The sequence below is a fragment of the Bradyrhizobium yuanmingense genome (assembly GCF_900094575.1).
GTDB lineage: Bacteria > Pseudomonadota > Alphaproteobacteria > Rhizobiales > Xanthobacteraceae > Bradyrhizobium > Bradyrhizobium yuanmingense.
Map to the genome: position 1 here is coordinate 232974 of NZ_FMAE01000006.1, position 24179 is coordinate 257152.

General features: G+C 65.5%; 28 protein-coding genes and 1 tRNA gene. 8 read left to right on the forward strand and 21 right to left on the reverse strand.

Annotation, left to right across the window (positions count from 1 at the left end; translation table 11 throughout):
• Positions 1 to 40: 40 nt before the first annotated feature.
• The 4 genes from GA0061099_RS22475 to GA0061099_RS22490 form a co-directional block, all read right to left on the reverse strand.
• Positions 41 to 550: a hypothetical protein gene (locus tag GA0061099_RS22475; RefSeq protein ID WP_036014365.1), complete on the reverse strand. Its 510-nt coding sequence runs from the start codon at positions 548 to 550 to the stop codon at positions 41 to 43.
• A gap of 191 nt (positions 551 to 741) precedes the next feature.
• Positions 742 to 1050, reverse strand: a complete 309-nt coding sequence (locus GA0061099_RS22480; RefSeq protein ID WP_036014366.1) for an EthD family reductase — start codon at positions 1048 to 1050, stop codon at positions 742 to 744.
• Positions 1051 to 1176: 126 nt separating this feature from the next.
• Positions 1177 to 2883: an FAD-dependent oxidoreductase gene (locus tag GA0061099_RS22485; protein ID WP_036026983.1), complete on the reverse strand. Its 1707-nt coding sequence runs from the start codon at positions 2881 to 2883 to the stop codon at positions 1177 to 1179.
• Positions 2884 to 2922: 39 nt separating this feature from the next.
• On the reverse strand, positions 2923 to 3111 hold the full coding sequence (locus tag GA0061099_RS22490) for a hypothetical protein (protein WP_036014369.1): 189 nt from the start codon (positions 3109 to 3111) through the stop codon (positions 2923 to 2925).
• A 317-nt stretch (positions 3112 to 3428) separates the two neighbouring features.
• Here GA0061099_RS22490 and GA0061099_RS22495 point away from each other — a divergent pair.
• The 3 genes from GA0061099_RS22495 (at position 3429) to GA0061099_RS40215 (ending at position 4953) form a co-directional block, all read left to right on the forward strand.
• Positions 3429 to 3503: transfer RNA gene (locus GA0061099_RS22495), tRNA-Thr, on the forward strand.
• Between the two features lie 94 nt (positions 3504 to 3597).
• Positions 3598 to 3948, forward strand: coding sequence for a RidA family protein (locus tag GA0061099_RS22500; RefSeq protein ID WP_085969234.1), 351 nt, complete (start codon positions 3598 to 3600; stop codon positions 3946 to 3948).
• A gap of 801 nt (positions 3949 to 4749) precedes the next feature.
• Positions 4750 to 4953: a hypothetical protein gene (locus GA0061099_RS40215; protein ID WP_036026980.1), complete on the forward strand. Its 204-nt coding sequence runs from the start codon at positions 4750 to 4752 to the stop codon at positions 4951 to 4953.
• 126 nt (positions 4954 to 5079) lie between these two features.
• Here the strand turns inward: GA0061099_RS40215 and GA0061099_RS22505 are convergent, their stop codons facing one another.
• From GA0061099_RS22505 to GA0061099_RS22520, 4 genes are all read right to left on the reverse strand, one after another.
• A complete protein-coding gene (locus tag GA0061099_RS22505; RefSeq protein ID WP_036014373.1) occupies positions 5080 to 5556 on the reverse strand; it encodes a cyclic nucleotide-binding domain-containing protein in 477 nt (158 codons plus the stop codon).
• Positions 5557 to 5829: 273 nt separating this feature from the next.
• On the reverse strand, positions 5830 to 6618 hold the full coding sequence (locus GA0061099_RS22510) for a class I SAM-dependent methyltransferase (RefSeq protein WP_036026978.1): 789 nt from the start codon (positions 6616 to 6618) through the stop codon (positions 5830 to 5832).
• A gap of 321 nt (positions 6619 to 6939) precedes the next feature.
• Positions 6940 to 7578 carry a ferric reductase-like transmembrane domain-containing protein gene (locus GA0061099_RS22515; RefSeq protein WP_036026976.1) on the reverse strand — a complete coding sequence of 213 codons (639 nt, stop codon included), beginning with the start codon at positions 7576 to 7578 and terminating at the stop codon, positions 6940 to 6942.
• A gap of 13 nt (positions 7579 to 7591) precedes the next feature.
• Positions 7592 to 8095, reverse strand: a complete 504-nt coding sequence (locus tag GA0061099_RS22520) for a peptidase associated/transthyretin-like domain-containing protein (RefSeq protein ID WP_036014379.1) — start codon at positions 8093 to 8095, stop codon at positions 7592 to 7594.
• Between the two features lie 252 nt (positions 8096 to 8347).
• Between GA0061099_RS22520 and GA0061099_RS22525 the strand changes: the two genes are divergently transcribed.
• Positions 8348 to 9355, forward strand: coding sequence for an LLM class flavin-dependent oxidoreductase (locus tag GA0061099_RS22525; RefSeq protein ID WP_036026975.1), 1008 nt, complete (start codon positions 8348 to 8350; stop codon positions 9353 to 9355).
• Between the two features lie 187 nt (positions 9356 to 9542).
• On the opposite strand, the gene GA0061099_RS22530 is transcribed toward GA0061099_RS22525, so the two are convergent.
• Genes GA0061099_RS22530 through GA0061099_RS22555 form a run of 6 tightly spaced genes read right to left on the reverse strand, consistent with a single transcriptional unit; the run spans position 9543 to position 14158 of the window.
• Positions 9543 to 10418, reverse strand: a complete 876-nt coding sequence (locus GA0061099_RS22530; RefSeq protein WP_036026973.1) for an amidohydrolase family protein — start codon at positions 10416 to 10418, stop codon at positions 9543 to 9545.
• Between the two features lie 12 nt (positions 10419 to 10430).
• Complete coding sequence (locus tag GA0061099_RS22535; RefSeq protein ID WP_036026970.1) at positions 10431 to 10826, reverse strand: RidA family protein; 396 nt, start codon at positions 10824 to 10826, stop codon at positions 10431 to 10433.
• A 24-nt stretch (positions 10827 to 10850) separates the two neighbouring features.
• A complete protein-coding gene (hpaH, locus tag GA0061099_RS22540; RefSeq protein WP_036026968.1) occupies positions 10851 to 11654 on the reverse strand; it encodes a 2-oxo-hept-4-ene-1,7-dioate hydratase in 804 nt (267 codons plus the stop codon).
• Between the two features lie 4 nt (positions 11655 to 11658).
• Complete coding sequence (locus GA0061099_RS22545) at positions 11659 to 12519, reverse strand: fumarylacetoacetate hydrolase family protein (protein ID WP_036026966.1); 861 nt, start codon at positions 12517 to 12519, stop codon at positions 11659 to 11661.
• A gap of 52 nt (positions 12520 to 12571) precedes the next feature.
• Positions 12572 to 13189 carry a flavin reductase family protein gene (locus tag GA0061099_RS22550; RefSeq protein ID WP_036026965.1) on the reverse strand — a complete coding sequence of 206 codons (618 nt, stop codon included), beginning with the start codon at positions 13187 to 13189 and terminating at the stop codon, positions 12572 to 12574.
• A 3-nt stretch (positions 13190 to 13192) separates the two neighbouring features.
• Positions 13193 to 14158, reverse strand: coding sequence for a Bug family tripartite tricarboxylate transporter substrate binding protein (locus tag GA0061099_RS22555; protein WP_036026998.1), 966 nt, complete (start codon positions 14156 to 14158; stop codon positions 13193 to 13195).
• Between the two features lie 129 nt (positions 14159 to 14287).
• Between GA0061099_RS22555 and GA0061099_RS22560 the strand changes: the two genes are divergently transcribed.
• The 4 genes from GA0061099_RS22560 (at position 14288) to GA0061099_RS22575 (ending at position 18080) form a co-directional block, all read left to right on the forward strand.
• Positions 14288 to 15088, forward strand: coding sequence for an IclR family transcriptional regulator (locus tag GA0061099_RS22560; protein ID WP_036026964.1), 801 nt, complete (start codon positions 14288 to 14290; stop codon positions 15086 to 15088).
• A 278-nt stretch (positions 15089 to 15366) separates the two neighbouring features.
• A complete protein-coding gene (locus GA0061099_RS22565; RefSeq protein WP_036014390.1) occupies positions 15367 to 16662 on the forward strand; it encodes an O-acetylhomoserine aminocarboxypropyltransferase in 1296 nt (431 codons plus the stop codon).
• A gap of 4 nt (positions 16663 to 16666) precedes the next feature.
• Complete coding sequence (locus GA0061099_RS22570; protein ID WP_036026951.1) at positions 16667 to 17449, forward strand: alpha/beta fold hydrolase; 783 nt, start codon at positions 16667 to 16669, stop codon at positions 17447 to 17449.
• 127 nt (positions 17450 to 17576) lie between these two features.
• Complete coding sequence (locus tag GA0061099_RS22575) at positions 17577 to 18080, forward strand: DUF6496 domain-containing protein (protein ID WP_036026948.1); 504 nt, start codon at positions 17577 to 17579, stop codon at positions 18078 to 18080.
• 194 nt (positions 18081 to 18274) lie between these two features.
• Here the strand turns inward: GA0061099_RS22575 and GA0061099_RS22580 are convergent, their stop codons facing one another.
• From GA0061099_RS22580 to GA0061099_RS22610, 7 genes are read right to left on the reverse strand one after another with little or no spacing between them, the layout of a single operon-like run.
• Positions 18275 to 18886, reverse strand: coding sequence for a pyridoxamine 5'-phosphate oxidase family protein (locus GA0061099_RS22580; RefSeq protein WP_036026947.1), 612 nt, complete (start codon positions 18884 to 18886; stop codon positions 18275 to 18277).
• Positions 18887 to 18914: 28 nt separating this feature from the next.
• Positions 18915 to 19511, reverse strand: coding sequence for a phosphonate metabolism protein/1,5-bisphosphokinase (PRPP-forming) PhnN (gene phnN, locus GA0061099_RS22585; RefSeq protein ID WP_036026943.1), 597 nt, complete (start codon positions 19509 to 19511; stop codon positions 18915 to 18917).
• Positions 19508 to 20656, reverse strand: a complete 1149-nt coding sequence (locus GA0061099_RS22590) for an alpha-D-ribose 1-methylphosphonate 5-triphosphate diphosphatase (RefSeq protein ID WP_036026941.1) — start codon at positions 20654 to 20656, stop codon at positions 19508 to 19510. The genes phnN and GA0061099_RS22590 overlap by 4 nt, the downstream gene beginning before the upstream one ends.
• A gap of 12 nt (positions 20657 to 20668) precedes the next feature.
• Entirely contained in the window at positions 20669 to 21367 is a 699-nt protein-coding gene (gene phnL, locus GA0061099_RS22595; protein WP_036026938.1) for a phosphonate C-P lyase system protein PhnL, read from the reverse strand.
• A gap of 22 nt (positions 21368 to 21389) precedes the next feature.
• Positions 21390 to 22187, reverse strand: coding sequence for a phosphonate C-P lyase system protein PhnK (phnK, locus tag GA0061099_RS22600; protein WP_036014398.1), 798 nt, complete (start codon positions 22185 to 22187; stop codon positions 21390 to 21392).
• Positions 22180 to 23076: an alpha-D-ribose 1-methylphosphonate 5-phosphate C-P-lyase PhnJ gene (locus tag GA0061099_RS22605; protein ID WP_036014400.1), complete on the reverse strand. Its 897-nt coding sequence runs from the start codon at positions 23074 to 23076 to the stop codon at positions 22180 to 22182. Before GA0061099_RS22605 ends, phnK begins: the two co-directional genes overlap by 8 nt.
• On the reverse strand, positions 23073 to 24176 hold the full coding sequence (locus tag GA0061099_RS22610; protein ID WP_036026935.1) for a carbon-phosphorus lyase complex subunit: 1104 nt from the start codon (positions 24174 to 24176) through the stop codon (positions 23073 to 23075). Before GA0061099_RS22610 ends, GA0061099_RS22605 begins: the two co-directional genes overlap by 4 nt.
• Positions 24177 to 24179 lie beyond the last annotated feature (3 nt).

The following is a 24179-nucleotide window of genomic DNA, read 5'->3' on the forward strand; positions in this document are numbered from 1 at the left end:
TTTATCGCTGTGCGATGGCCGGAATGACGAGAGGGGCCAATCAGGCAAACGCCAGGGGCTTGTAGCGGCGCCAGGCGCCGATGGTCAGCACGACGAAGAACACCAGCACGATGCCCTGCACCACGGCGAAGACCGGCCCCGATGGCGGCGCCGGGGGCACGGCGGGCGCGAGCGCGGCAAGTGCGGGCACCTTGAGGAACGACTGGATCACCAGCACGAAGACGTTGAAATATAGCGAGATCATCGCGGTGACGATGTAGACCGGGCGCCAGACGCCGCCGAGCTTCATGCCGTAGAGCGCGAAACAGGCAATCGCGAGCAGCACCAGCGAGATGATGCCGATGATGTGCGAGGGCAGCAGCTCCTTGAATGGAAACAGGAAACCAGTCGCGCTGGTGAGAATGGTGAACAGCAGGAAGATCGCAGTCAGGCCCGGCATCGACTTCGAGCCAAGCAGGCCGAACATCACGACAAGCCCGGCGACGATGGCAATCAGGCTGATGATGACATGGATCAGCGTAAGGGCGGGCAGGCTTAGGCCAAGCACCATGACATCTCTCCTACTCTCGGCGTTGAGGTGACGAGAATAGTATTACGGTCCTCATCGGATTACCACCTGCGTTGTCGTCACATGCATGAGCGCAGCCATGCGTCATCGTGCGAAATCGAAAAACGCATGGCTGAACTTTTTGCAGCGCTGTCACAAACGACGGCAGGCTTTCGACGAAAGTTGAATCGAACTCACACGTTCTTGGTATCGAAGATCAGGATGTCGGCACCGCCGCTGGCGAATTTCGGCACGTCGGCGCCGGTCGCCTTGCCTTCCGGGCTGGCAAAGGCGGCCTGAACGTCGGCCACGCTGTCGAAGGTGAGGATGGCGACGAGATGGATTCCGGAAGGGCCTGCGGGAGATGCGACCGGCCCTTTGCTGACGGCGTAGTTCTTCAGGCCGGGAAGTTTCTTGGCGAGTGGAATGTGCGTCTCGGCATAGTACTTGTCGAAGGCGGCAGCATCCTTGGGTGTCTTGTAGAGCACGACGACTTCAGCCATTTGGTCCTCCCGTTGAATCGTTGTTTTTTCCGCGCGCGATTTGCCTCGCGACGAGGGGATAGTCACGCATTGCGCAGCAAGATGACAAGCCGGATTTGGCTTGCCATTGCCTTGCCTTGTCCTTGACTAAAGCGCCGGTTTTGCGGCGTCGCCGAGATAGCCATGCAGGGAGGCAACGACCTGCGCGCCCTCGCCGATGGCGCCGCCGACGCGCTTGACCGAGCCGGAGCGGACGTCGCCGACGGCGTAGACGCCGGGCACGGAGGTCTCCAGCGGCGCCACCAGCTTGCCCTGGTTCTGCTCCGACTGCGCGCCCGTGACGACGAAGCCGCCGCGATCGAGCGTCACGCCGCAACCGTCGAGCCAGGACGTGGCGGGATCGGCGCCGACGAACAGGAAGAGATTGCGGATGTCGGCGGAATCCTCGTCATCCGACAGCCGGCTCTTCCAGCGGATGCGCCGCAGCAGCGAGGCCTCGTCGCCCTCGAGCGCGGTGATCTCGGTGTTGAACATCAGTTCGATGTTCGGGGTCGCTTCGATGCGCTCGATGAGATAGCGCGACATGCTGGCGCCAAGGCCGCCGCCGCGGATGATCATCAGCACTTTTTTCGCATGGCCCGACAGGAACACGGCCGCTTGGCCGGCCGAATTGCCGGCGCCGACCAGAGCCACCTCCTCGCCGGCGCAGAGCCGCGCCTCCACGGGCGATGCCCAGTACCAGACGCCGCGGCCCTCGAACTTCTCGAGGTTGGCAATATCGGGACGGCGATAGCGCGCGCCGCTGGCGACCACCACCGAACGGGAGCGCAAGGTTTCGCCGCAATCCAGCGCCAGCGCGAAGGTGCCGTTGACGCGCGAGCAATCCAGCGAGCTCACCGACATCGGAATCATGATGTCGGCGCCGAACTTCTGCGCCTGCGTGAAGGCGCGGCCCGCCAGCGCCTGGCCGGAGATGCCGGTCGGGAAGCCCAGATAGTTCTCGATGCGCGCGCTGGCGCCGGCTTGGCCGCCGAAGGCGCGGGTGTCGACGACCGCGACCGACAGACCTTCGGACGCAGCGTAGACCGCAGTCGCGAGCCCCGCCGGCCCGCAGCCGACGATGGCGACATCGTAGATACGGTCGTCCTTAGCCCCGCCGATCATGCCGATGGCGCGGCCGAGCTCGGTCTCGCTGGGATTGCGCAGCACCGTGCCGCCGGCCGTGACGACGAGCGGCCAATCCTCCGGCTTCGGCGAATAGCGCGCGATCAGTTCGGCGGCGTCATGCTCGCTCTCGGGATCGAGCAGATGATGCGGCTGGCCATTGCGGGTGAGAAAGCCCTGCAGGCGCACCACGCCGGCGGAGTTCGAGGGCCCGATCAGCACGGGGCCGCCGATGCCGCCCTGGATCAGATTGACCCGGCGCAGGATCAGCGCGCGCATGATGCGCTCGCCAAGCTCGGCTTCGGCCACCAGCAGCGCGCGCAGCCGGTCCGGCGGGACGAGCAGCACCTCGACATTGCCTTCGGCGCGGCCGTCGACCAGCGCCGGCCTGCCCGAGAGCTGGCCAAGCTCGGCCAGGAATTGCCCCGGCCCCTGATCGATCACGGGCGTGACGTGGCCGAGACCATCGCGCTGGGTGATGGCGACGTGGCCCGCCAGCACCACGAACATGCCGGGCCCGGGCTTGCCGGTCTCGAACAGCAATTCGCCGTCCGCGTAGGTGCGGATTTCGCCGAAGTGCCTGATCCGTTCGATCTCGGCGGGCGTCAGCGCCGGAAAGGTCTGCTCGGGGCGCGTGAACCGCAACAGCTGCGCATCACGGTCGGTTCGTTGTGTTTCGTCCTGCCCCATGGCCACTGCATGCACTCCAAAATCTCCAGCCGCCGGCGTTCAACGAGAGGTCTTACCGGCGGCCCCCTCATTTAGGGAACCATCGTCGTTCTGCGAGGGGTCGGTGCTTGCGGCGCGTTCGCGCGCCTGCAACTTCCGCCGCTTCAGGTTTTCGCGCAGCGCCGATTTCAGCCGGTCGTCCCGGGACGCCCTCGGCTGCCTCGCGCTCTTGTCAGTCTCGTCGCCCATCGCGGCTCCATCACAGCAACCGGCCACAGGATGCCATCGAAGTGTGGCAGCTCAAGAGGGTGAGGCGATAGGACCCTTGCGAAACGCGAGATGGATCGAATCCGGCTCCCCGGCCAACTGACCAGTTGGGCAGGGATATCAGACCCCGAATCGGCATGAAGGCGGTCAGTCCGGACGAAAACGGGCATTTTGGCGCCGATATCGGCCCGATTTTCTCGTTTTGGCGGGGCTAGCAAGCTTGCGCAGGAGGGGGGCTTGTGGCAGATATCGGCCCGCTTGGTAGGCCCCTCGGGCGGCCGATTCTTGTCCCAGCACATGCTGCCGTAGCTCAGTGGTAGAGCACTCCATTGGTAATGGAGAGGTCGACAGTTCAATCCTGTCTGGCAGCACCAGCTTTCCTCACCGACGCGAGCCGCGTTGAACCAAGCCTTGTTGAACCAAGCCTTGTGCCTGGCCAGCGCGCCCGCAACACCCATGGATGCGATCGTGATCACACGCTCCCTGCCCTATGAAGGACTGCTCCACGAGATCGTCGAGCACAATGGCGTGCTCTATCTCGGCGGCATCGTCCCTGAAGATGCCGGGCTCGACATGGCCGGCCAGGCCGAGGATGTGCTGCGCCAGTTGAAGACCCTGCTCGAGGGGGCCGGCTCCGATCTGTCCTGCGTTCTGCAGGTGACGATCTTCGTGGCCGACCTCACTGAGAAGGCCGCGTTCAACCAGGTGTGGAAGCGCTATTTCACCGCGGAGCATCTGCCGGCGCGTGCCGCGATCGGCGTTGCGGATCTCGGCCCGGGCGTCAAGCTGGAGCTGACGGCGATCGCCGCGCGCCGCTGATCCTCACGGGCGAGAAGAGCAAGTTCGGTCGTTTCGTCAGTCTTCCACACATGGCTTGGCATTCTCGCGGCCCGAAACGCCCGAGTTTTGCTCGTTTCCTTGTCCCTCTTCTATGAAGAGGGCGCAGGGAAGGCCGGGTGCCGGCTGGCACCCACGGTCCGCTGTGCGACAGCACACGCAGAAAACTGCACAGCGGCATACAGGTGAAGCCCAACACACGGCCTTCCCTGCGCAGTGGTTTGACGGCTTATGCCTGCTCTCCCCGGAGCCGAGTTCCTTCTGGCCTCCGTCACCTCGCGAATTGACGATGCCTCAAGGCCCGGTTGAGCCCAGATGCATCTCCGCAAGGCTTGACCGTAGCAACGACGGTCAGGACCACACGGTTTTGCCGTACGCAGCTTCCGGCTCCGCCAAGAGGCTTCGCCGGATGTTGGCGCCGTCCGTTCCACACGCTGTGAGACCTCACGAGGTTCATCTCGCCCTGGTCCCGCCCCGCGTGCCCGACGCAGCCGCGTCCACCGCACCCTGGCCCTCGTTCGTGACGACGTACGATCGCCCCTCTCCCTGGGCGGGATGAGCGATGGATACTGCAATTCCGAATTTCGGTAAAGTGGAATATATTTGCGAGAAGGGATTGACGGGGGCTGCGCGGGAGAGGCGGTGTTTTGCCCGACGGGCCAGAAGCGTTGCGATCGGTGTCCTTCCGGTTGCGCCTCTTCGAAAGGTTGCGGCCACACGGCACGTTGACCCCTCATTTCATGGTGCTAGTCTTTTCGCTCGCGACCTGTCCGGGAGGACACGATGGGATGGTTCGACCGCCTGTTTGGAAGGATGTCGGAGCCGACGATTCCTCTTCTTGCGAGATTTCGGCGGAAATCAAAAGCACCGACCGATCCTGATCTTTTGAAAATCGCCAAGGACCGGAAGGGACATGTTTCCCGCAGAGCCGTCAGGGACGAGTATAATCGGCTGGTCCTGGAGAAGTACGCGCACGACAAGTCGTGATGCGCGTCGAGGATCTCAGTAGCCCGTAGGATGGGTAGAGCGAAGCGAAACCCATCTGCTCCTTGTCGAGCCACGAAACGTGATGGATTTCGCAAGGGCTCTACCCATCCTACGCACTGCGCACCATCAATGGTCGCCATTCATTTGCAGTGCTGCGAAGCGGTCGTCCGAACGGCGCAACCGCCGGCATAGCTCGCGATTGATGTTCTGCAGAACGATCACGTAGGCGTGGATGTCGGCCTTGTAGCAGGCATAGAGCTTTTGGGCCGTCAGCTCGTACAGCACGGTCGGCGCCTCCGCGATAACAGTGGCGGAGCGGTTCTGCATTTCGATCAGCGTCATCTCGCCGAAGAAATCGCCAGGCTCCAAACGCGATATCGGGATGACCCTGCCCGCATGCGTGCGTTTGCTCACCGCCAGCCGGCCGGACTTGACGATGAACATCGAACGTCCCGGCTCGCCCTCGGCCACAACGGTCGCGTCGGCTTCGAAGCGGCGCTCGACCAGCATCGAGATCAAGAGGTCGAGGCCTGCCTCCGAAAGCCCGCCGAAGAACGGCGTCGCCAGCAGAAACGCTTTCAGATCGGGGGACGTGACGAGCATTGCGCGAGGTTACGCCCGGTCGAAGGCTGCGGCAAGCTAAGCGGTGCAGCCAGGTTCCGTCATTGCGAGCGTAGCGAAGCAATCCAGGAATGTGTCCGCGGAAACAGTCTGGATTGCTTCGTCGCAAGGGCTCCTCGCAATGACGCGGCGAGAGATTTCACCTCTCGACTCTGGACCACTGCCGCGCGCAGCGAAACCCATCAGACTCGTGCGGTGGCGAAGATGATGGGTTTCGCAAGTGCTCTATCCATCCTACGGGCCGCACAGTGCGAGCTATTTGGGCCGGCGCCCCGTGATCGCGTGCGCGCGCGCAGTGCAGGTGATGCGACCGTCCGCATGCGCCGGCAGGCCCGCACGCACCCGCGCTATGAGCGTCTCGACGTCTGCGGGCCTCATGGCGGCAACGGAAGGCCGGAGCGCGGGGGACTTCAGACTGATTGCCCAGAAGTCGTCGAAACCTGAAAACGTCCGTTGCACCGTAATCTCTCGCGTTTGCACGTCCTCGAGACCTGCTCCTCGCCACAGGTCCCGCAACGCTTCCATGCGAGAGGCGTCCATCCGCGGCGGGCGCGTTGCCGGAATGCCCATCGCCTTCATCTCGTCGTAGATCGGGTCGAGCGGAAAGCCGCCGCCCAACATGTCCCACATATACGTCATGACCGCACCGCCGGGGACAACGACCCGCACCATTTCGCTGACGCCCCTGGCGGGATCCGGAACGAATACGAGAACCAACGCCATCACGGCCGCGTCGAAGCTGGCGTCGGCGAAAGGAAGTGCCATCGCATCGCCCTGGTGAAACTTTGCCACGCGCGCCGCAGGTCGTGTGCGCGCAAAAGCGAGCTGCTCTGCCGAGGGGTCAATGCCCTGGACCTCGGCGGGGCTGCAGCGCTCGACCAGGAGTTCAGTGAAGGCGCCGTTGCCGCAGCCGATGTCGATCCAACGCAAGCCTGCAGGAGGTGCCAGCCAATCAAGGAATATCTCGCCTGCGAACCGGCTCCAGATTCCCATCATCTGCTCGTAGGCGGCACCGTCGTCGAAGCGAATGGTCTGCTCTGCCATGTCGAGATCCTCCCGGCCCGATGACGATGCTTGGCGCGCGCCATTCTGCGCACAAGAGATGGGACTGGGGAAGTCCCCAGGTTATCGCAGATGACTCGTACCAGCGGCCAGCGCGCACGCCTCGTCCTTCGAGACGGCGCTGACGCGCCTCCTCAGGATGAGGCTAATCAGCATCAGTGCTCGTTGAAATTTGCTGCCGCGCACTCCACCCTCATCCTGAGGAGCCCGCCCAAAGCGGGCGTCTCGAAGGATGGCCGCGGGGAAAACTCCCAAATGCGATAGCCCCCTGGGGAAGTCCTGGAGCTGACCAGATCCGCCGGATTATTGCCGTGCGACATTCTCCCCGCGCGGCGCCTGTCGCTTCCGCCACACCTGCAGGTCAATCATGACTTTCACGGCCGCCGCGAGGACGAGCGCACAGAGTGCCACCTTGGAGATCGTCTCCATCGTCCCCTCGATCAGCAGGCAATGGACCACGCTGCCTGCGACGATGACGATGGCGAGGGGAATATGGATGATGCGCCAGGTTCGCGGCCGCAATCCCAACCGCCTTCGCAGCAGAGCCAGGAACGCAACCGCGAAGATGGCCCACATCGCGATCACGCCGAAGGGAGAGAACGGCGTCGGCGATGAGAAGGTCAGTGCGTCCACCATGTCGGGCGGGCTGGTGATCCAGAGGCCGGCGACGTGGATCAGAATCGCGACAGCAAGCGCGCCGCCGATCCAGTGATGGGCGCGCCTGCCGCGATAGGCCGACAATCGCGGCAGGTAGCCGCCGATCAGCAAGGGCTGCACGAGCACGAGACCGAGGGCGATGATCCCGGCGAAGCCGGCGATAATGTAGACAGGATCGCGCCATGCCAGCTGCTCGCTGGCCGCAGCAAGCGCAACCGGCACGCCGATCGCCAAGCCAAGGGCGCCCCAGATCAGGGGCGCCCGGGCCGATCTCCATCGCGTCATTTGCAAGTCGGGTTCAAGCCGGCTGCAGCACGAAGTGCGCCTCCAGGCTGGTCTCCTTGGCGCTCCGCATCACCGGCCGCAGGAAGACGGTCTTGAACTCGCCGCTGTCATAGGCGAGGTGGCCGTGCGGCTGGCCGAAGATCGGAATGATCTGCGGCATCTCCAGCCGGAACCTGCCGTCCTTGTCGGTGAGCGTTGCGCCGTGGCTCTGCGGCTCGTGCTCCCGCCCTTCGACGGTGTGCGCCCAGATCTGGATGCGCTGCCCGGCCAGCGGAGCCCCGTCGCCGGCGCGGCGCACGGTGCCGCTCATCCAGAAACCGCCCTTGCCGATCCGCTCCACGATCGCCGCGCCCTTGCGGTAATTGTTCGCGCCGCCCGACATCGACTCGGTCGGTGCGAGGCCGCTCGCACGGGCGGGCAGCAGGACGCCGGAAGCGCCGGTTGCCAGAAGGCCCGTTGCGAGGACGGAGCCGCCGGCAGCGAGGAGGTTGCGGCGGGTGAAGACGACCGTGGTCATGTCAGTTCCTCCTGGCAGCAGCGCAGCTGCTTCCCGCAAGCTACAATACCAGGTGTAAAACGCCCAGTTGGCGCGAGGGGCGCCAGGGCCTGCAATAACAGTGTTGTGAACGGCCGTCTTCGCGGCGTGCATCTCTCAGATGAACTGACAAGAGGGGCCCGCAAGTGCTCTACCTATTCGGCGCGCTGCCACTACATGTGTGTCCTGCAAGCGCGCACCGTCACGCGGCCCCTCCACACCGGCAGCCCTCCCATGATCCCCTTCTCCGTGCTCGACCTCGCCCCCATCTGCCAGGGCGGCGACGCGTCGCAGGCGTTCCGCAATTCGCTCGATCTGGCCCGGCATGCCGAGACGTGGGGCTTCAAGCGGTTCTGGCTGGCCGAGCATCACAACATGACGGGCATCGCCAGCGCGGCGACGTCGGTAGTGATTGGCCACATCGCGGGCGGAACGAAAACGATCCGCGTCGGCTCCGGCGGGATCATGCTGCCGAACCACTCGCCGCTCGTCATCGCCGAGCAGTTCGGCACGCTGGAATCGCTCTATCCCGGGCGGATCGATCTCGGGCTCGGCCGGGCGCCGGGCACCGACCAGTTCACCGCGCGGGCGCTGCGGCGCGACCTCGCCACCACGTCCGAGAACTTTCCGCATGACGTGCTGGAGCTGCAGGCGCTGCTCGGCGACGTGCAGCCGAACCAGGCGATCCGCGCCGTGCCCGGCATGGGGACCAAGGTACCGCTGTGGATCTTGGGATCGAGCACCTTTGGCGCGCAGCTCGCGGCAATGCTCGGCCTGCCCTTCGCGTTCGCCTCGCATTTCGCGCCGCAGATGATGATGCCGGCGCTGCGCGAATATCGTGCGCGCTTCGAGCCCTCGGCGCAGCTCGACAAGCCCTATGCGATGATCGGCGTCAACGTGTTCGCGGCCGACAGCGATGAAGAGGCACAGCGGATGTTCTCCTCGCTGCAGCAGCAATTCATCAACCTGCGCCGCGGCACGCCGGGGCCGCTGCCGCCGCCGGTGGAGGACATGGACGCGTTGTGGTCGCCGGCCGAGAAGGCCGGCGTTGCGCAAGCGCTGTCGTGCTCAGCGGTCGGGTCGCCCGATGTGGTCGAAGCGAAGCTGAAGGCGCTGATCACTGAAACCGGCGCGGACGAATTGATGACGACGGGGCAGATCTACGACCACACGGCACGGCTGCGCTCGTTCGAGATCGCCGCGGAGGTGCGGGATAGGCTCGCGAAGCAGCCGGTGGGGTGAGGGCCCGATTGTCGCGGCGATGAAGGTGCGCTCCCTTCCCCGCTTGCGGGGGAGGGTTGGGGAGAGGGTGTCTCCGCAATGGGACAATCCCCTAGAGGAAAGAGCCCTCACCCCGACCCTCTCCCGCACGCGGGAGAGGGAGCGCACCGCGCGCGTGGCGAGCTGCTCAGCCCAATCCTCTCATGCCCTAATCCGCAAAGCCGAACAGCTTGGCCGGATTGTGCACCAGGATCTTCTCCAGCTCCGCCTGGTCGGGCGCGTAACGGTACATCAGCTCTAACAGATCGGCATCGTTCGGCGGCTGCTTCACCGAGACCGGATGCGGCCAGTCGCTGGCCCAGACGCAGCGGTCGGGAGCGGCCTCGATATAGGCGCGCGCGATCGGGATCACGTCGTCGTAAGGCGCGCCGGTCTTCGAGGTCTTCTCGCCGAGCGAGAGCATCACCCAGAAATTGCCCTTGGCGAGCAGCTCCAGCATCTTGCGCAGATTCGGATCGTTCCTGCCGGTGTCGGGGTCGGGGCGCGCCATGTGGTCGATCAGCACGGGCACGTCGAGATCTTCGTATTTGGCGACGCTCGACATGATGCCGTCCTTCTCGGGCTGGATCTTGACGTACCAGCCGAGCTCGCGGATGCGGGCGATGGCGCGGGCGAAATCGGCGTCCGACAGCACGGCGCCGAGCTCCTGGCGGAAGCTGAAGCGCGCGCCGCGCACGCCGGCATCATGCAGTTTTGCGAGATAGGCGTCGCTGGCTTCCGCGAACACCAGCGCATTGGCGCAGCCGCGATAGTTCGGGCCCATCGCGGCAAGGCCGTCGAGCACGACGGCATGGTCCGCGCCGTAGGTCGTGGTCTGCACGATGATGCCGCGCTCGATGCCGAGCGTCTTGTGCATGCGCAGCGCCGCTTCCCAGGTCGCGGTCGGCATCCGATAGGCGGCGCCGGGACGCTCAGGATATTTCTCGATCGGCCCCAGCACGTGGAACTGGCTGTCGATGGTCTTCGGCGGCGGCGTCTTGCTTGGACGGCGCGGGTTGGGGTCGAACGGCAGATACATCGGCATGCAAGCGCTCCCTCAGTCGATCACGGCGGTGAAGTCGCACTGCACCAGCGCGCCGCCGTCCATGTTGTCCATCGGCAGCGCGTGGCGCGCGGGCCGCGAATGCTCGTCCGGAAACATTTTTAGCCATTCGACATTGACCGGGCCGCGCTGCGTGCGGTCCTTCAGCCACACCGTCATCTTGATGATGTCGGAGGTCGAGCCGCCGGCGGCCTCCACCGTCGCCTTCATATGCGCGAACATGTTGGCGCATTGGGCGTCGAGACTCTCGGGCATCGCATTGGTCGCGGGATCGCGGCCGAGGATGACGCCGGACATCACGAGATTGCCGATGCGGCAGGCGTTCGGAATCGGGTTGACGTGCTTGAAGCCGCCGATGTGGATGCTCTTGCGCCGCGTTTGACCACTCATGTTGCGCTCCCTTTTATTGTTGCTTCAGACGAACTGGCATGACACCGAGCCGAAGGCGCCGTAATCGGCATGGAAGGTGTCGCCGCGGCGGATGTCGACGGGCCGCGTGAACGATCCCGCCAGCACGACCTCGCCGGCCTTGAGATGCTCGTCATGCGGCGCGAGGCGGTTGGCGAGCCAGGCGATGCCGTTGGCGGGGTGATTGAGCACGCCGGCGGCAAGGCCGGTCTCCTCGACCTCGCCGTTGCGGAACAGCAATGCGCCGATCCAGCGCAGATCCGCATCCATCGGGCGGATCGGCCGGCCGCCGAGCACCAGCGCGGCATTGGCCGCGTTGTCCGAGATCGTGTCCATCACCTTGCGCGTCTTGCCGGTCTCCGGATCGACGCGGTGCATGCGCGTCTCCAGAATCTCCAGCGCCGGCGTGACGTAGTCGGTGGCGTTGAGCACGTCGAAAATGGTGCAATCGGGCCCGCGCAGCGGCGCCTTCAGCACGAAGGCGAGCTCGACCTCGATCCTCGGCGCGTGGAAGCGGTCGAACGGAACAGGCGTGGCATCAGCGTAGAACATATCGGCGAACAGCACGCCATAGTCGGGCTCGTTGATTCCGACCGCGTTCTGCATCGCCTTCGAGGTCAGGCCGATCTTGTGGCCCTTGATGATGCGGCCGCGGCCGAGCTGGAGTTTCGTCCAGGCGCGCTGGACCGCGTAGGCATCCTCGATGCTGAACTCCGGATAGTCCTTGGTGAACATCGGGATCAGCGTCTTGGTTCGCTCGGCTTCATCGAGCCGGGCGGCGAGGCGTTCGATCGTGGTGGAATCCAGCATCGTTTTACTGCTCCGCCGCCACGGTGTTGCGCAGCACGCCGATGCGGCTGGACTCGACCTCGACGACGTCGCCGTCCCTGAGCCAGCGTGGCGGATCGAACCGGGCGCCCGCGCCGGTCGGTGTGCCCGTCACGATCATGTCGCCAGGCTTGAGGGTCGCGAAGGTCGAGAGATAGGAAATCAGGAAATCGAACGGGAACATCAGCCGTTCCGTCGTGTCCTGCTGCCGCACCTCGCCGTTGACGCGCGTAGTGATGTCGTGAGGCCCGCGCGGGTCGAGCTCGTCAGACGTCACGATCCACGGGCCGATGCTGCCGGAGCGATCAAAATTCTTGCCCTGCGTGACGTTGAACTTGCCGTGGCGCAGCCAATCGCGGATCGTGCCCTCGTTGCACAGTGTCATGCCGAAGATGTGCGACCACGCTTTTTCGCGCGGAATGTGGCGGCCGCCCTGCCCGACCACGATGACGAGCTCGCCTTCATAGTCGAGCTGGTCCGAAACCTTCGGCTTCTCGATCGGCTGGCCGGAGCCCGTCATCGAGGACATGCTGCGCACGAACAGGCTGGGATATTTGGGCAGGTCGGAATTGTCTTTATACTCCGCATTGCGCTCGGCGTAATTGACGCCGATGCACCAGAGCTTCTCCGGCGCCAGCACCGGCGGCAACAGGACGAGCTTGTCCAGCGCATGATCCGGCTTTTGCCCCGCGACGGCCTCCTGCGCTTCGGCGAGTGCGTTGGCCGCGATCAGCGCCTTGACGTCCGAATAGTCGCGGCCGATGCGCCTGGTCAGATCGACCACGCCGCCGTCCACGGCCGCGCCGTAGCGCGCCTCGCCGTCCAGCAGATAGCTCAGCAGTCGCATTGTATGTCCTCCGATGATCTTGGGGCGGCGGCCGGCGATGAGGCCCGCACGCTCAGTCTTTCGACTTGGGAGTCTGGAACACGCTGCCCAGCGTCACGATCTCGCCGAGGCGGGCGTAGCGCGGCCCGCCGATGCGCGCGATCGGGTCGAGCGCCCTGGTCTCGACCTTACCGTCGTTGACGAGACCGTCGCGCAAATGGAACAGCACGACCTCGCCGACGATGAGCCGGCTCTTGGCGTCACCGAATTCGAGGCACTGCCGGAATCGGCACTCCATCGCGACCGGCGCGGCGGCAAGCCGCGGCACCTTGATGCGCTCGCTCGCGAGCGTCTCCAGGCCGAGATGCTCGACCTCGCTGATTTCAGGCGGATGCTCGACGGAGCTGTCGTGCACGGCATTCATCAGCGGCGTATCCGCGATGTGGATCACATATTCCTCGGTATCGAGGATGTTGTGCGCGGTGTCCTTGTAGTCGGCGCCCTTGCGGCCCACGCTGATGGCGAGCATCGGCGGCTTCTGCGAGACGAAGGTGAAGGCGCTGAACGGAGCGAGATTGAGCACGCCCGTAGCTGACAAGCTCGTCACCCAGGCGATCGGGCGCGGCACCACGATGCCGGTCATCAGGCGGTAGATGCGCTCGGCGCCGAGCTCGGTCGGATCGATCCGCATCGATCAGTCCGCCCTGATATTGGCCTTGCGCACCACCGGAATCCACTTGGCGTCCTCGCGCTCGAGATAGGCCCTGAATTCGGCCGGCGTCATCGGCGTGGCTTCGCCGCCGAGCTTTTCGAACTTGTCGACCACGGCGGGGTCTTTGAGAATCGCGACCAGCGTCTCGTGCAGCTTCTCGACGATGGGCGCAGGCGTGCCAGCGGGCGCGAACAGGCCGGTGAAGGTCTGGCCGTCGAAGTCCTTGTAGCCGAGCTCGGCGAAGGTCGGCACGTCGGGCAGCGATTTCAATCGATGCGGTGAGGTGACGGCGAGCGCGCGGAACAGGCCGGCCTTGATGTGCTGGAGGCTGACCGTGAGCTGGTCGAAGGCGAACTGCACCTGACCGCCCAGGAGATCGTTGATGGCCGGCGCATTGCCGCGATAATGCGCCGTGACCCATTGCAGGCCGAGATTCGACTGCATCAGCTCGCTGAGCAGATGGTTGGTGGTGCCGGGACCGGGCGAGGCCATGGTCAGCTTGCCGGGCTCGCGCTTGGCGAGGTCGAGAAACTCCTTGAGCGTGGTCGCCTGCACCGTGGGATGAACCTCGAGCACCAGCGGCGTCATCGAGATCGTCGAGATCGGGAGAAAGTCCTTCTTCCAATTGTAGGCGTCGCGCTTGTTGATCTCGGTCGCGAACAGCACCGGGCCGTTGGCGCCGACGAACAGCGTGTAGCCGTCGGGCGCCGATTTCGCGAAGGCTTCGCCCGCGATCATGCCGCCGGCGCCGGCCTTGTTCTCGATGACGAAGGGTTGGCCGAGCTTTTCCTGGAGCTTGTCGGCGACGATGCGCGCGGCGCTGTCGACATTGCCGCCGGCGGGATAGGGCACGATCAGCTTGACGTTGCGCGCCGGCCATTGCTGGCCGGAGGCGGGTCCCGCCAACATTGCGGCTGCTGCAGCGATGGCAATCCAGATTAATCTCATGTTAACCTCCCGGCGGCGCTTCCAATTCCATATCGGGCGCAGACTTTCGTGCATGGCATCCCGATCGGAGCGCAATCTCCAGATGCGCGCTTGCCCTGTCGAGCGAATTGTGGCGTTCTTGTCCATATTATGGACAAACGACGCGCAACGAAATCCACCCGCAGCGCCGTGGAGCCGCGACATGGCGCGCAGGCGATCCGGCGCGCGCTCGCGGTGCTGCGCATCCTGGCCGCAGGGCGCGAGGACGGTGTGCCATTGGCAGAGGTGGTCCGCACCACCGGCCTCACCCGCCCGACCGTGCATCGCATCGTCCACGTGCTGATCGAGGAAGGCATCGTCGAGCGGCACGGCAGGAGTGGCCGCTACGCGATCGGCAACCAGGTACCGGAACTGGCGCTGGCGCGTCCCCGGCCCTCGCGGCTGCTGGTCGCCGCAAATCCGTCGCTGCAGCGCGCGTCCGCCGCGATCGGCGACACGCTGTTCCTGACGGTGCGCACCGGCAACGACACGCTCTGCGTCGATCGCCGGATCGGCGTCTACCCGATCCAGGTGCTGTCGATCGAGGTCGGCGCGCGCCGGCCGCTCGGCGTCTCCAGCGCCGGCGTTGCCATTCTCGCCGCAATGCCGGCGCAGGAGGCGCGAAAGATCGTCGCGGCGAACGAGAAGCGGTTCGAGGCCTACCGGACCGACGTCGCGACCGTGCTCGGCGAGGTCACCGCCGCCAGGCGGCTGGGATATGGCATGAGAGAGATCGGACTGGTGCAGGGGACGAAATCGATCTCGACCTGGATCAAGACGCCGGACGGGCAACCGGCTGCAGCGATGACGGTCTCCGCCGTTCGCACGAGGCTCGGGCCAAGGCGCGAGCAGGAGGTCGCGGAGATCCTGCTGCGGGAGGCGCGGATGATCGAGCAGGCGATCGGGGGGTGAAGCGCGGACGGCGCCTCTTCGCCTCTCCCCGCTTGCGGGGAGAGGCCGGAATTTGCGCAGCAAATTCCGGGTGAGGGGGAGCCTCCGCGAGTCCAGCTGCCACCATCTTCGTGGAGAGAGCCCCTCACCCCAACCCTCTCCCCGTAAGAACGGGGCGAGGGAGCGCACCGCCGGCGCGGCTGGAGCTCGCTTCAAACCCAGCGCTGTCAATGGGCTGACGTACCGCTCCGTTTTGTGGCACAACGGCCGCCATCGCCGACCGATCAACGAGGCCACGCATGCCCGCGCCGAAACCGCCTGCCTTCGAGACCCTGAGCCTGCATGCGGGCCAGCATCCGGATCCCACGACCGGCGCCCGGGCGGTGCCGATCTACCAGACCACGTCCTACGTGTTCCAGGATTCCGATCACGCCGCCGCGCTGTTCAATCTGGAGCGCGCCGGCCACATCTATACGCGCATCTCCAATCCGACCACCGGCGTGCTGGAGGAGCGGCTTGCGGCGCTGGAAGGCGGCGTCGGCGCGATCTGCACGGCGAGCGGCCAGGCGGCGCTGCACCTCGCCATCGCCACGCTGCTCAATGCCGGCGACCACATCGTGGCGTCGAGCTCGCTCTATGGCGGCACCATCAATTTGTTGGCGCACACGCTGCCCCGCTTCGGCATCACCACGACGTTTGTGAAACCACGCGATCTCGACGCATTCCGCGCGGCGATCAAACCGAACACGAAGCTCGTGATCGGCGAGACCATCGGCAACCCCGGCCTCGAGGTGCTCGACATCCCGAAGGTTGCGGCGATCGCGCATGAGGCCAAGATTCCGCTTCTGATCGACAACACCTTCGCCACGCCCTATCTCAGCCGTCCGATCGAGCTCGGCGCCGACATCGTGATGCATTCGGCGACCAAATGGATCGGCGGCCACGGCATCGCGATCGGCGGCGCCATCGTCGACGGCGGCCGCTTCGACTGGCGCTCCTCCGGCAAGTTCGGCGTGCTGACCGAGCCCTATGGCGGCTATCACGGCATCGTCTTCGACGAGCAGTTCGGCACCGCCGCTTTCATCATGCGCGCCCGCACGGAAGGCCTGCGCGATTTCGGCGCCTGCCTGTCGCCGACCAACGCGTTTCAGCTGCTCCAGGGCGTCGAGACGCTCGGCGTGCGCATGGACCGGCATATGCAGAACACGCATCTGGTGCTGGAGGCGCTGAAGTCCAACAAGGCCGTGGACTGGGTGCTGCACCCGTCGCTCGAGGATCATACGGACTACCAGCTTGCCAAGACGCTGCTGCCGCGCGGTGCCGGCTCGATCGTCTCCTTCGGCATCAAGGGCGGCCGGCCTGCCGGACGCAAGTTCATCGAGAGCTTACGCATGATCAGCCATCTCGCCAATGTCGGCGACGCCAAGACGCTGGTGATCCATCCGGCCTCGACCACGCATCAGCAGATGGATGCCGAGCAGCTCAAGGCGGCCGGCATCGGCGAAGAGCTGGTGCGGCTCTCGGTCGGCATCGAGACCGCAAGCGACATCATCGACGACCTCAACCAAGCGCTGCGCATCTCGCAAAAGGCCTGACACCATGAAGCTCTCCGTCAACGGCACCGATGTGTTTGTCGCAACCGGCGGCCGCGACTTCGACAAGTCCCTGCCCGCGGTCGTCTTCATCCACGGCGCCGGCTTCGACCATTCGACCTGGGCGTTGCATACGCGCTGGTTCGCCCATCACGGCTTTGCCGTGCTGGCGCCCGACCTGCCCGGCCACGGCCGCTCTACTGGGCCTTCGCTCGGCAGCATCGCCGAGATGGCCGACTGGACGGCGGCGCTGCTCGATGCGGCGGGCGCCGCAAAGGCGCATCTGATCGGTCACTCCATGGGCTCGCTGATCTCGCTGGAGACCGCCGCGCGACATCCCGACAAGGTGTCAGCGCTGAGCCTGATCGGCACCGCCGCGACCATGACGGTGGGTCCGGATCTGTTGAAAGCCGCCGAAGCCAACTCGCAGGATGCCAACGACATGGTCTCGATCTGGGGCCTCGGCTTCAACGCGGAGCTCGGCGGCAGCCTGGCGCCGGGCCTGTGGATGCATGGCGGCGCGCAGGCGGTGCTCAGGGCATGCGAGCCGGGCGTGCTGTTCAGGGATCTGTCGGCCTGCAACTCCTATACGAATGCGCTTGCCGCTGCGGCGACCGTGAAGGTGCCGACGACGCTCATCCTCGGCGAGCGGGACATGATGACGCCGGCGAAGGCCGGCAAGGCGCTCGCCGCGGCGATCCCGCATGCAAAGACCGTCGTGGTGCCCGGCGCCGGCCACATGATCATGGCCGAGCGGCCGGACGAGCTGCTGGCGGCGCTGAGGAACTAAAGTTGTCTACGCATGATCTTTCCGGAAAACCGCTTCGCACTTTTCCGGATCATGCTTTAGGCGGATCAATCTTCCGTCTTGCGCGTTGCGGTCAGACATCCCTCTCACTCAAGAAGGGAACTGGACCATGCCGAGACAGGAAGTCATTCGCAAAGCCAGGCAAGACAAGCGCGCCGGCAAGTCGGCCAGCACGCAGGCCGGCGAATTCGTCAAGGACGAGATCGACAGGATCCGGAAAGGCAAGCACGGTGCACGCTCGACCAAGCAGGCCATCGCGATCGGCCTCTCCGAAGCGCGTCGCGCCGGTGTCGATCTGCCGCCACCGCGCAAGGGAAGCACTAAGAAGTCGACGCGCCGTAGTGCCAAGTACGCTTACGAAGTCGGCCAGGGCAAACGCACGCCGAAGCGGAGGCCAAAAGTATCGCGCGCCGCCACGAACGCTCTGAAGAAGGAACCGCGATCGACCGCATCGCGCAGTGCGCTGTCGAAACAGGCCAAGCGAGCCGCAAGCCGCCGAACCGCAGCGTCCCGTTCAGCCGCCGCGCGCAAGGCAAGCCACACCAAGGGCGCCAAGGTGCGCTCCGCCGCCGCGAAGAAGGCGGCGCGCACCAGGGCGCGCCGCCAGAGCTGATCAGCTCAGGCGGCGTCAGGCGGATTCATCTGGCGCGGTCAGAAGTGGTCGGCACCACACCGCGGGCGTCTGTGGGGTGGACAAAGCGAGGCGTGCCCACGATTTCTTCGCTGCGTTGGGCAGGTCGTGGGCACGGCGCAAATGCGCCTTTGCCCACCCTACGATTCCGTCGATCGTGGAAAGAGACGGCTCACTCACCACATCGTCGCGGCGGCGCGCTCCGGCCAGATGCGGTCGTATTCCGCGCCGCCGACTTTGTTGTCGCTCATCTCCGCAAGAATCTGCCCCGGTGTCGGCAGCGTCTTCGGATCGACGCGCTTGTCGGGATTCCAGAGATCGGCGCGGACGATGGCGCGGGCGCACTGGAAGTAGATCTCGTCCACGTTCATCACCATGACGCTACGCGGCGCCTTACCTTCGACCTTGAACGAGGCCAGCAGCTCCGGATCGATCGACAGATGCGCGCGGCCGTTGGCCCGCACCGCATTGCCCGAGCCGGGGATCAGGAACATCAGCGACACGCGCGGGTCGCGCACGATATTGCGCAAGGAATCGACCCGGTTGTTGCCACGGCGGTCGGGCAGCATCAGCGTCTTGGGGTCGTGGATGCGGACAAAGCCGGGCAGATCGCCGCGCGGCGAGCAGTCGATGCCTTCGGGCCCGATGGTGGCGAGCGCGGCGAACGGCGCCTTCTCGATGAAGATGCGGTAGAGCGGGGTGACGTGGTCGGCAACTTTGACGGTCGAGGCATCGTTCGTGACGCCGTAGATGGCCTCCAGCTGCTCGACCGTTTCAATCACCGTCATTCCACTCTCTCCGTGTTATTGCCCGCAACTAATCTTGCCAGCCTTGATTCCTGATCACGCGCACGAGCTGGCGGCTGTGATAGTCGGCGCTGCCGGCATTGAGGATGGTGACATCGGCGTGTGCCGAGGCGTCATCGACGCTGCGCGACAGCCGCTCGGCGATGTTGCCATCGCTTTTCCGGGCGCGCGCGGCAAGCCGCTGCGCCAATACGTCCGGCGGCGCCGTGATCGCGACCACCACGACGTTGGCATAGGCGCGGCGCAAGGCAGCGATCACGGTGCGTGAGACGTTGGCAACGATGGTGCGGCCCGCGCGGACGTCGTCGTTGATCTCGAGCGGCAGTGCATAGGAATGCCCATGCGCCTCCCAGTGCACGGCAAAGTCGCCGTGCTCGCACGCGCGGCGGAATTCGTCGGGACTGACCGCGATATTGTCTTCATCGGCCGAGGACGCACGCGTCACGATGCGGCGCGGGAAGACGATGTCGGGATCGTCGCTGCAAGCCGCCTGGGCCAGCCGCAGCAAGGTATCCTTGCCGGCGCCGCTGGGGCCGACCACGAGCACGAGCCGGCCGGGGCCGATCGCACCCGTCTCGCCTTCGCCCGTGGCCGCCATCTCGCTCATGCGACGCGGTGTCCTTCGCGCCAGACGCTGCGGACCACGGGAACGTGGCCTGCGACATGGACGCGGATCAGATCGGCGCGCTTGCCGGTCGCGACCTCGCCGCGGTCGGTGAGGCCGACCGCTTCGGCGGGCGCTTTCGTCACGGTGCGGACCGCGGCCGGAAGGCTGATCGCGGGCACATGCTCGGGCAATTGCAACGCGGCCATCAAAAGGCTCGACGGGATGTAGTCCGACGACAGGATGTCGAGCAGGCCCTCGCGGGCGAGATCGACCGCGGCGATGTTGCCGGAGTGCGAGCCGCCGCGCACCACGTTCGGCGCGCCCATCAGGATGTCGATGCCGGCCTGGTGCAGGCCGCGCGCGGCCTCAAGCGTGGTCGGGAATTCCGCGACGGAGACGCGGTCGCGCACGGCGTCCGCGACGTTCTCCTCGGTGGTGTCGTCGTGGCTCGCCAGCGGAATGTTGTACTCATGCGCCAGCGCTACGATCTCGCGCATGTTGGCCGCGGCGTAGAGCCTCTGATACTCGAAGCGCTTTGCGAATAATTCGTCGAGCTCGGCATCGGTCTTGCCGCCGCCCTTGCCGCGGTAATAGTCGCGCAGCTTGACCTCGTCGCGAAACTGGCGTTGGCCCGGCGTGTGGTCCATCAGCGACATCAGCTTGACGTCGGGACGGTCGATCAGCTCCTTGGCCTCCTCGACCACGCTTGGCATCGGGATCTCGCAGCGCAGATGCAGGAAGTGATCGGCGCGCAGCAGGTTGGCCTCGCGCGCGGTGGTGATCGCGGCGGCGAGCACGCCGGCGCGGCCATCGACCTCCTCGGCGCCGTCCTCGCGCCAGACCCGGAGCGAATCGAACACGGTGGTGATGCCCGAGGTCGCGAGCTGGCCGTCATAGGAGATGACGGCGGCGACAGGATTCCAGAACACTTTTGGCCGCGGTACGTAATGCGCCTCGAGATGGTCGGTGTGGAGTTCGATCAGGCCGGGCATGATCAGATCGCCGCCGGCATCCTCGGCACCCGCGGGCGCCCTCCCCTCGCCGATCTCCGCAATGCGGCCGTCGGCAAGCGCGAGCCAGCCCTGCTCGATCACCCGGTCAGCCAGCACGATCCTGGCGTTGGCGATCACGGATTCCTTCTTCATTTCCCCATTCCTTCAGGCCGCGGCGGCAAAGCCGGTGACGTCGACGATGCGGTCGGCAATCAAATGACGGATTTCGTCGTCATGGACAATGGCGACCATGGCGACGCCCTGACGTTTCTTTTCAGCGACCAGCTCGACCACCACGGCGCGATTGGCCGCATCGAGCGAGGCGGTCGGCTCGTCCAGCAGAAGGATCGGCAGGTCGGAGATGAAGCCACGGGCGATGTTCACGCGCTGCTGCTCGCCGCCGGAGAAGGTCGCGGGGGGAAGCTGCCAGAGCCGTTCGGGGATGTTGAGACGATGCAGCAGCTCGCCGGCGCGCGCCTGTGCGTCTGCCCGGCTCATGCCATTCGCGATCAGCGGCTCCCCGACGACGTCGATGGTGGCGACGCGCGGCACCGCGCGCAGGAACTGGCTGACATAGCCGATGGTGGAGCGGCGGATGTTGAGCACCTGGCGTGGCTCGGCGGTGGCAAGATCGACCACTTTGCCGCGATGGCGGATGCCGATGCAGCCGCTATCGCAGCGATAATTGCCGAAGATCATCTTCAGGATCGACGACTTGCCGGCGCCCGACGGCCCCGACAGCACGACGCACTCGCCTGGATTGACCTGGAAGGTCACGCCACGCACGACAGGCAGCTCGATGCCGCCCTGCAGGTGCATCGTAAAGGTCTTGCCGGCGTCAGTGATGTCGATCATGGCGGTCATTGGAAAGCTCATATCGTAAAGTTCATGGCGGCAGGATCGAGGAGACGAGGAGCTGGGTATAGGGCTCGCGCGGGTCGTCGAGCACCTGGTCCGTGAGACCGGTCTCGATGACGCGGCCGCCTTTCATCACCATCACGCGGTGCGACAAGAGGCGCGCCACCGCGAGATCGTGGGTGACGATGATGACGGCGAGGTTCAGCTCGGCGACGAGGCTGCGCAAGAGATCGAGCAGGCGCGCCTGCACCGATACGTCAAGGCCGCCGGTCGGCTCGTCCATGAACACGAGCCGCGGCTCGGTAACGAGGTTGCGGGCGATCTGGAGGCGCTGGCGCATGCCGCCGGAATAGGTGCGCGGCGCATCGTCGATGCGCGCGACGTCGATCTCGACGCGCGTCAGCCAATCCGACGCGGTCTCACGGATGCGGCCGTAGTGATTCCACCCCACCGCCATCAGCCGCTCGCCGACATTGGCGCCGGCCGAGACTGCCATGCGCAGGCCCTGCGCGGGGTCTTGATGCACAAAGCCCCAATCGGTGCGGAACAGGAAGCGGCGCTCGGCCTCGCCGAGCGTCGTGAGATCGCGGGTGACGCCATCACGCATCCGATAGGACACATGGCCTGCACTCGGCGCGAGCTGGCCCGACAGCATTTGCAGCAGCGTCGACTTGCCCGAGCCGGATTCGCCGACGATCGCCAACACCTCGCCGGGATAGAGCGAGAACGACACGTCGCGACAGGCATTGATGCGGCCGAACGACTTGCTGAGGGATTTTGCGACCAGCAGCGGCTCGTCGTTCTCGACCAGATTCTGATCAGCCATTCGCGGCCTCCTGCGCCTTATCCTTGTACGGCGCGGCACTGAGGCTGCCGTGATGGCCGGCGGCCTGGCGGCCCTCGCAATAATCGGTATCCGAGCACACGAACATGCGCCCGCCCTTGTCGTCGGTCACGATCTCGTCGAGATAGGAATTCTCCGCGCCACAGAGCGCGCAGGGCGCGTTGAAGCGGTAGGGCTCGAACGGGTGATCCTCGAAATCGAGCGACACCACCTGGGTGTAGGGCGGGATGGCGTAGATGCGCTTCTCGCGGCCGGCGCCGAACAATTGCAGCGCCGGGGAATTGTCCATCTTGGGATTGTCGAATTTCGGCGTCGGCGACGGGTCCATCACATAGCGCGCGTTGACCTTCACCGGGTAGGCATAGGCCGTGGCGATGTGGCCGAAGCGTGCGATGTCCTCGTAGAGCTTCACATGCATCAGGCCGTATTCGGCGAGCGCGTGCATGCGCCGCGTCTCGGTCTCGCGCGGCTCGAGAAAGCGCAACGGCTCGGGGATCGGCACCTGATAGACCAGCACCTGGTTCTCGTTCAGCGCCGTCTCGGGGATGCGGTGACGGGTCTGGATCACGGTTGCCTCGTCCGTCGCCGTCGTGGTCGCAACGCCCGCGGTCTTGGCGAAGAATTTGCGGATCGAGATCGCGTTGGTGGTGTCGTCGGAGCCCTGGTCGATCACCTTCAGCACGTCCTGCGGCCCCAGGATCGCGGCCGTGACCTGCACGCCGCCGGTGCCCCAGCCATAGGGCATCGGCATTTCCCGGCTGGCGAACGGCACCTGATAGCCGGGGATGGCGATCGCCTTCAGGATCGCGCGGCGGATCATGCGCTTGGTCTGCTCGTCGAGATAGGCGAAATTGTAGGCGGGCGCGTTCATTCCGCGGCCTCCTTCATGGCATCGGGCGCATTGGCATCGGCGAACTCCTGACGCAGCTTTCGGAGCAGGCCGAGCTCGGACTGGAAGTCGACATAGTGCGGCAGCTTCAGGTGCTCGACGAAGCCGGTCGCCTGGACGTTGTCCGAATGCGACATCACGAACTCCTCGTCCTGCGCCGGTGCGAGCGCCTCCTCGCCGAGCTCACGGGCGCGCAATGCGCGGTCGACCAGCGCCATCGACATGGTCTTGCGTTCGCTCTGGCCGAAGGCGAGGCCATAGCCGCGGGTGAAGCACGGCGCCTCGGTCGCCGAGCCCTTGAACTGGTTGACCATCTGGCACTCGGTGAGCTCGATCGCACCGAGCGGCACGGCGAAGCCGACGTCTTCCGCGACGAATTCGACCTCGACCTCGCCGAAGCGGATCTCGCCGACGAAGGGATGGTTGCGGCCGTAGCCGCGCTGGGTGGAATAGCCCATCGCGAGCAGAAAGCCTTCGTCACCGCGCGCGAGGTTTTGCAGGCGCAAATCACGGTCCGCGGGGAAATTCAGCGGCTCGCGGGTGAGATCGCCGACGCTGGCGCCGTCCTCGGCTTCCGGCGATGATTCGATCAGCCCGTCGCGCCCGAGAATGTCTGTCACGCGCGGCGTCGGCGCGGTGGAGGCTTCGGCCGCAGCCGGCCTCTCCGGCACAAAACCTTGGGCGAGCGATGGATCGAGCAGGCGGTGCGTGTAGTCGAAGGTCGGCCCCAGGATCTGGCCGCCGGGAATGTCCTTGAAGGTCGCCGACACCCGCCGCTGCACCCGCATGGTGCCGGTGTCGACCGGCTCGCTGGCACCAAGCCGCGGCAGCGTGGCCCGGAAGGCGCGAACCAGGAAGATCGCCTCGATTAAATCGCCGCGCGCCTGCTTGATCGCAAGCGACGCGAGCTCGCGGTCATAGAGCGAGCCTTCGCTCATGACGCGATCGACGGCCAGGCCGAGCTGCTCCGAGATCTGCTCGAGCGTGATTTCCGCAACGCTCTGGTCGCCGCGCCGCTTATGCGCGAGCAGGCGATGGGCGTTCTCGATGGCGCGTTCGCCGCCTTTGACTGCGACATACATGCT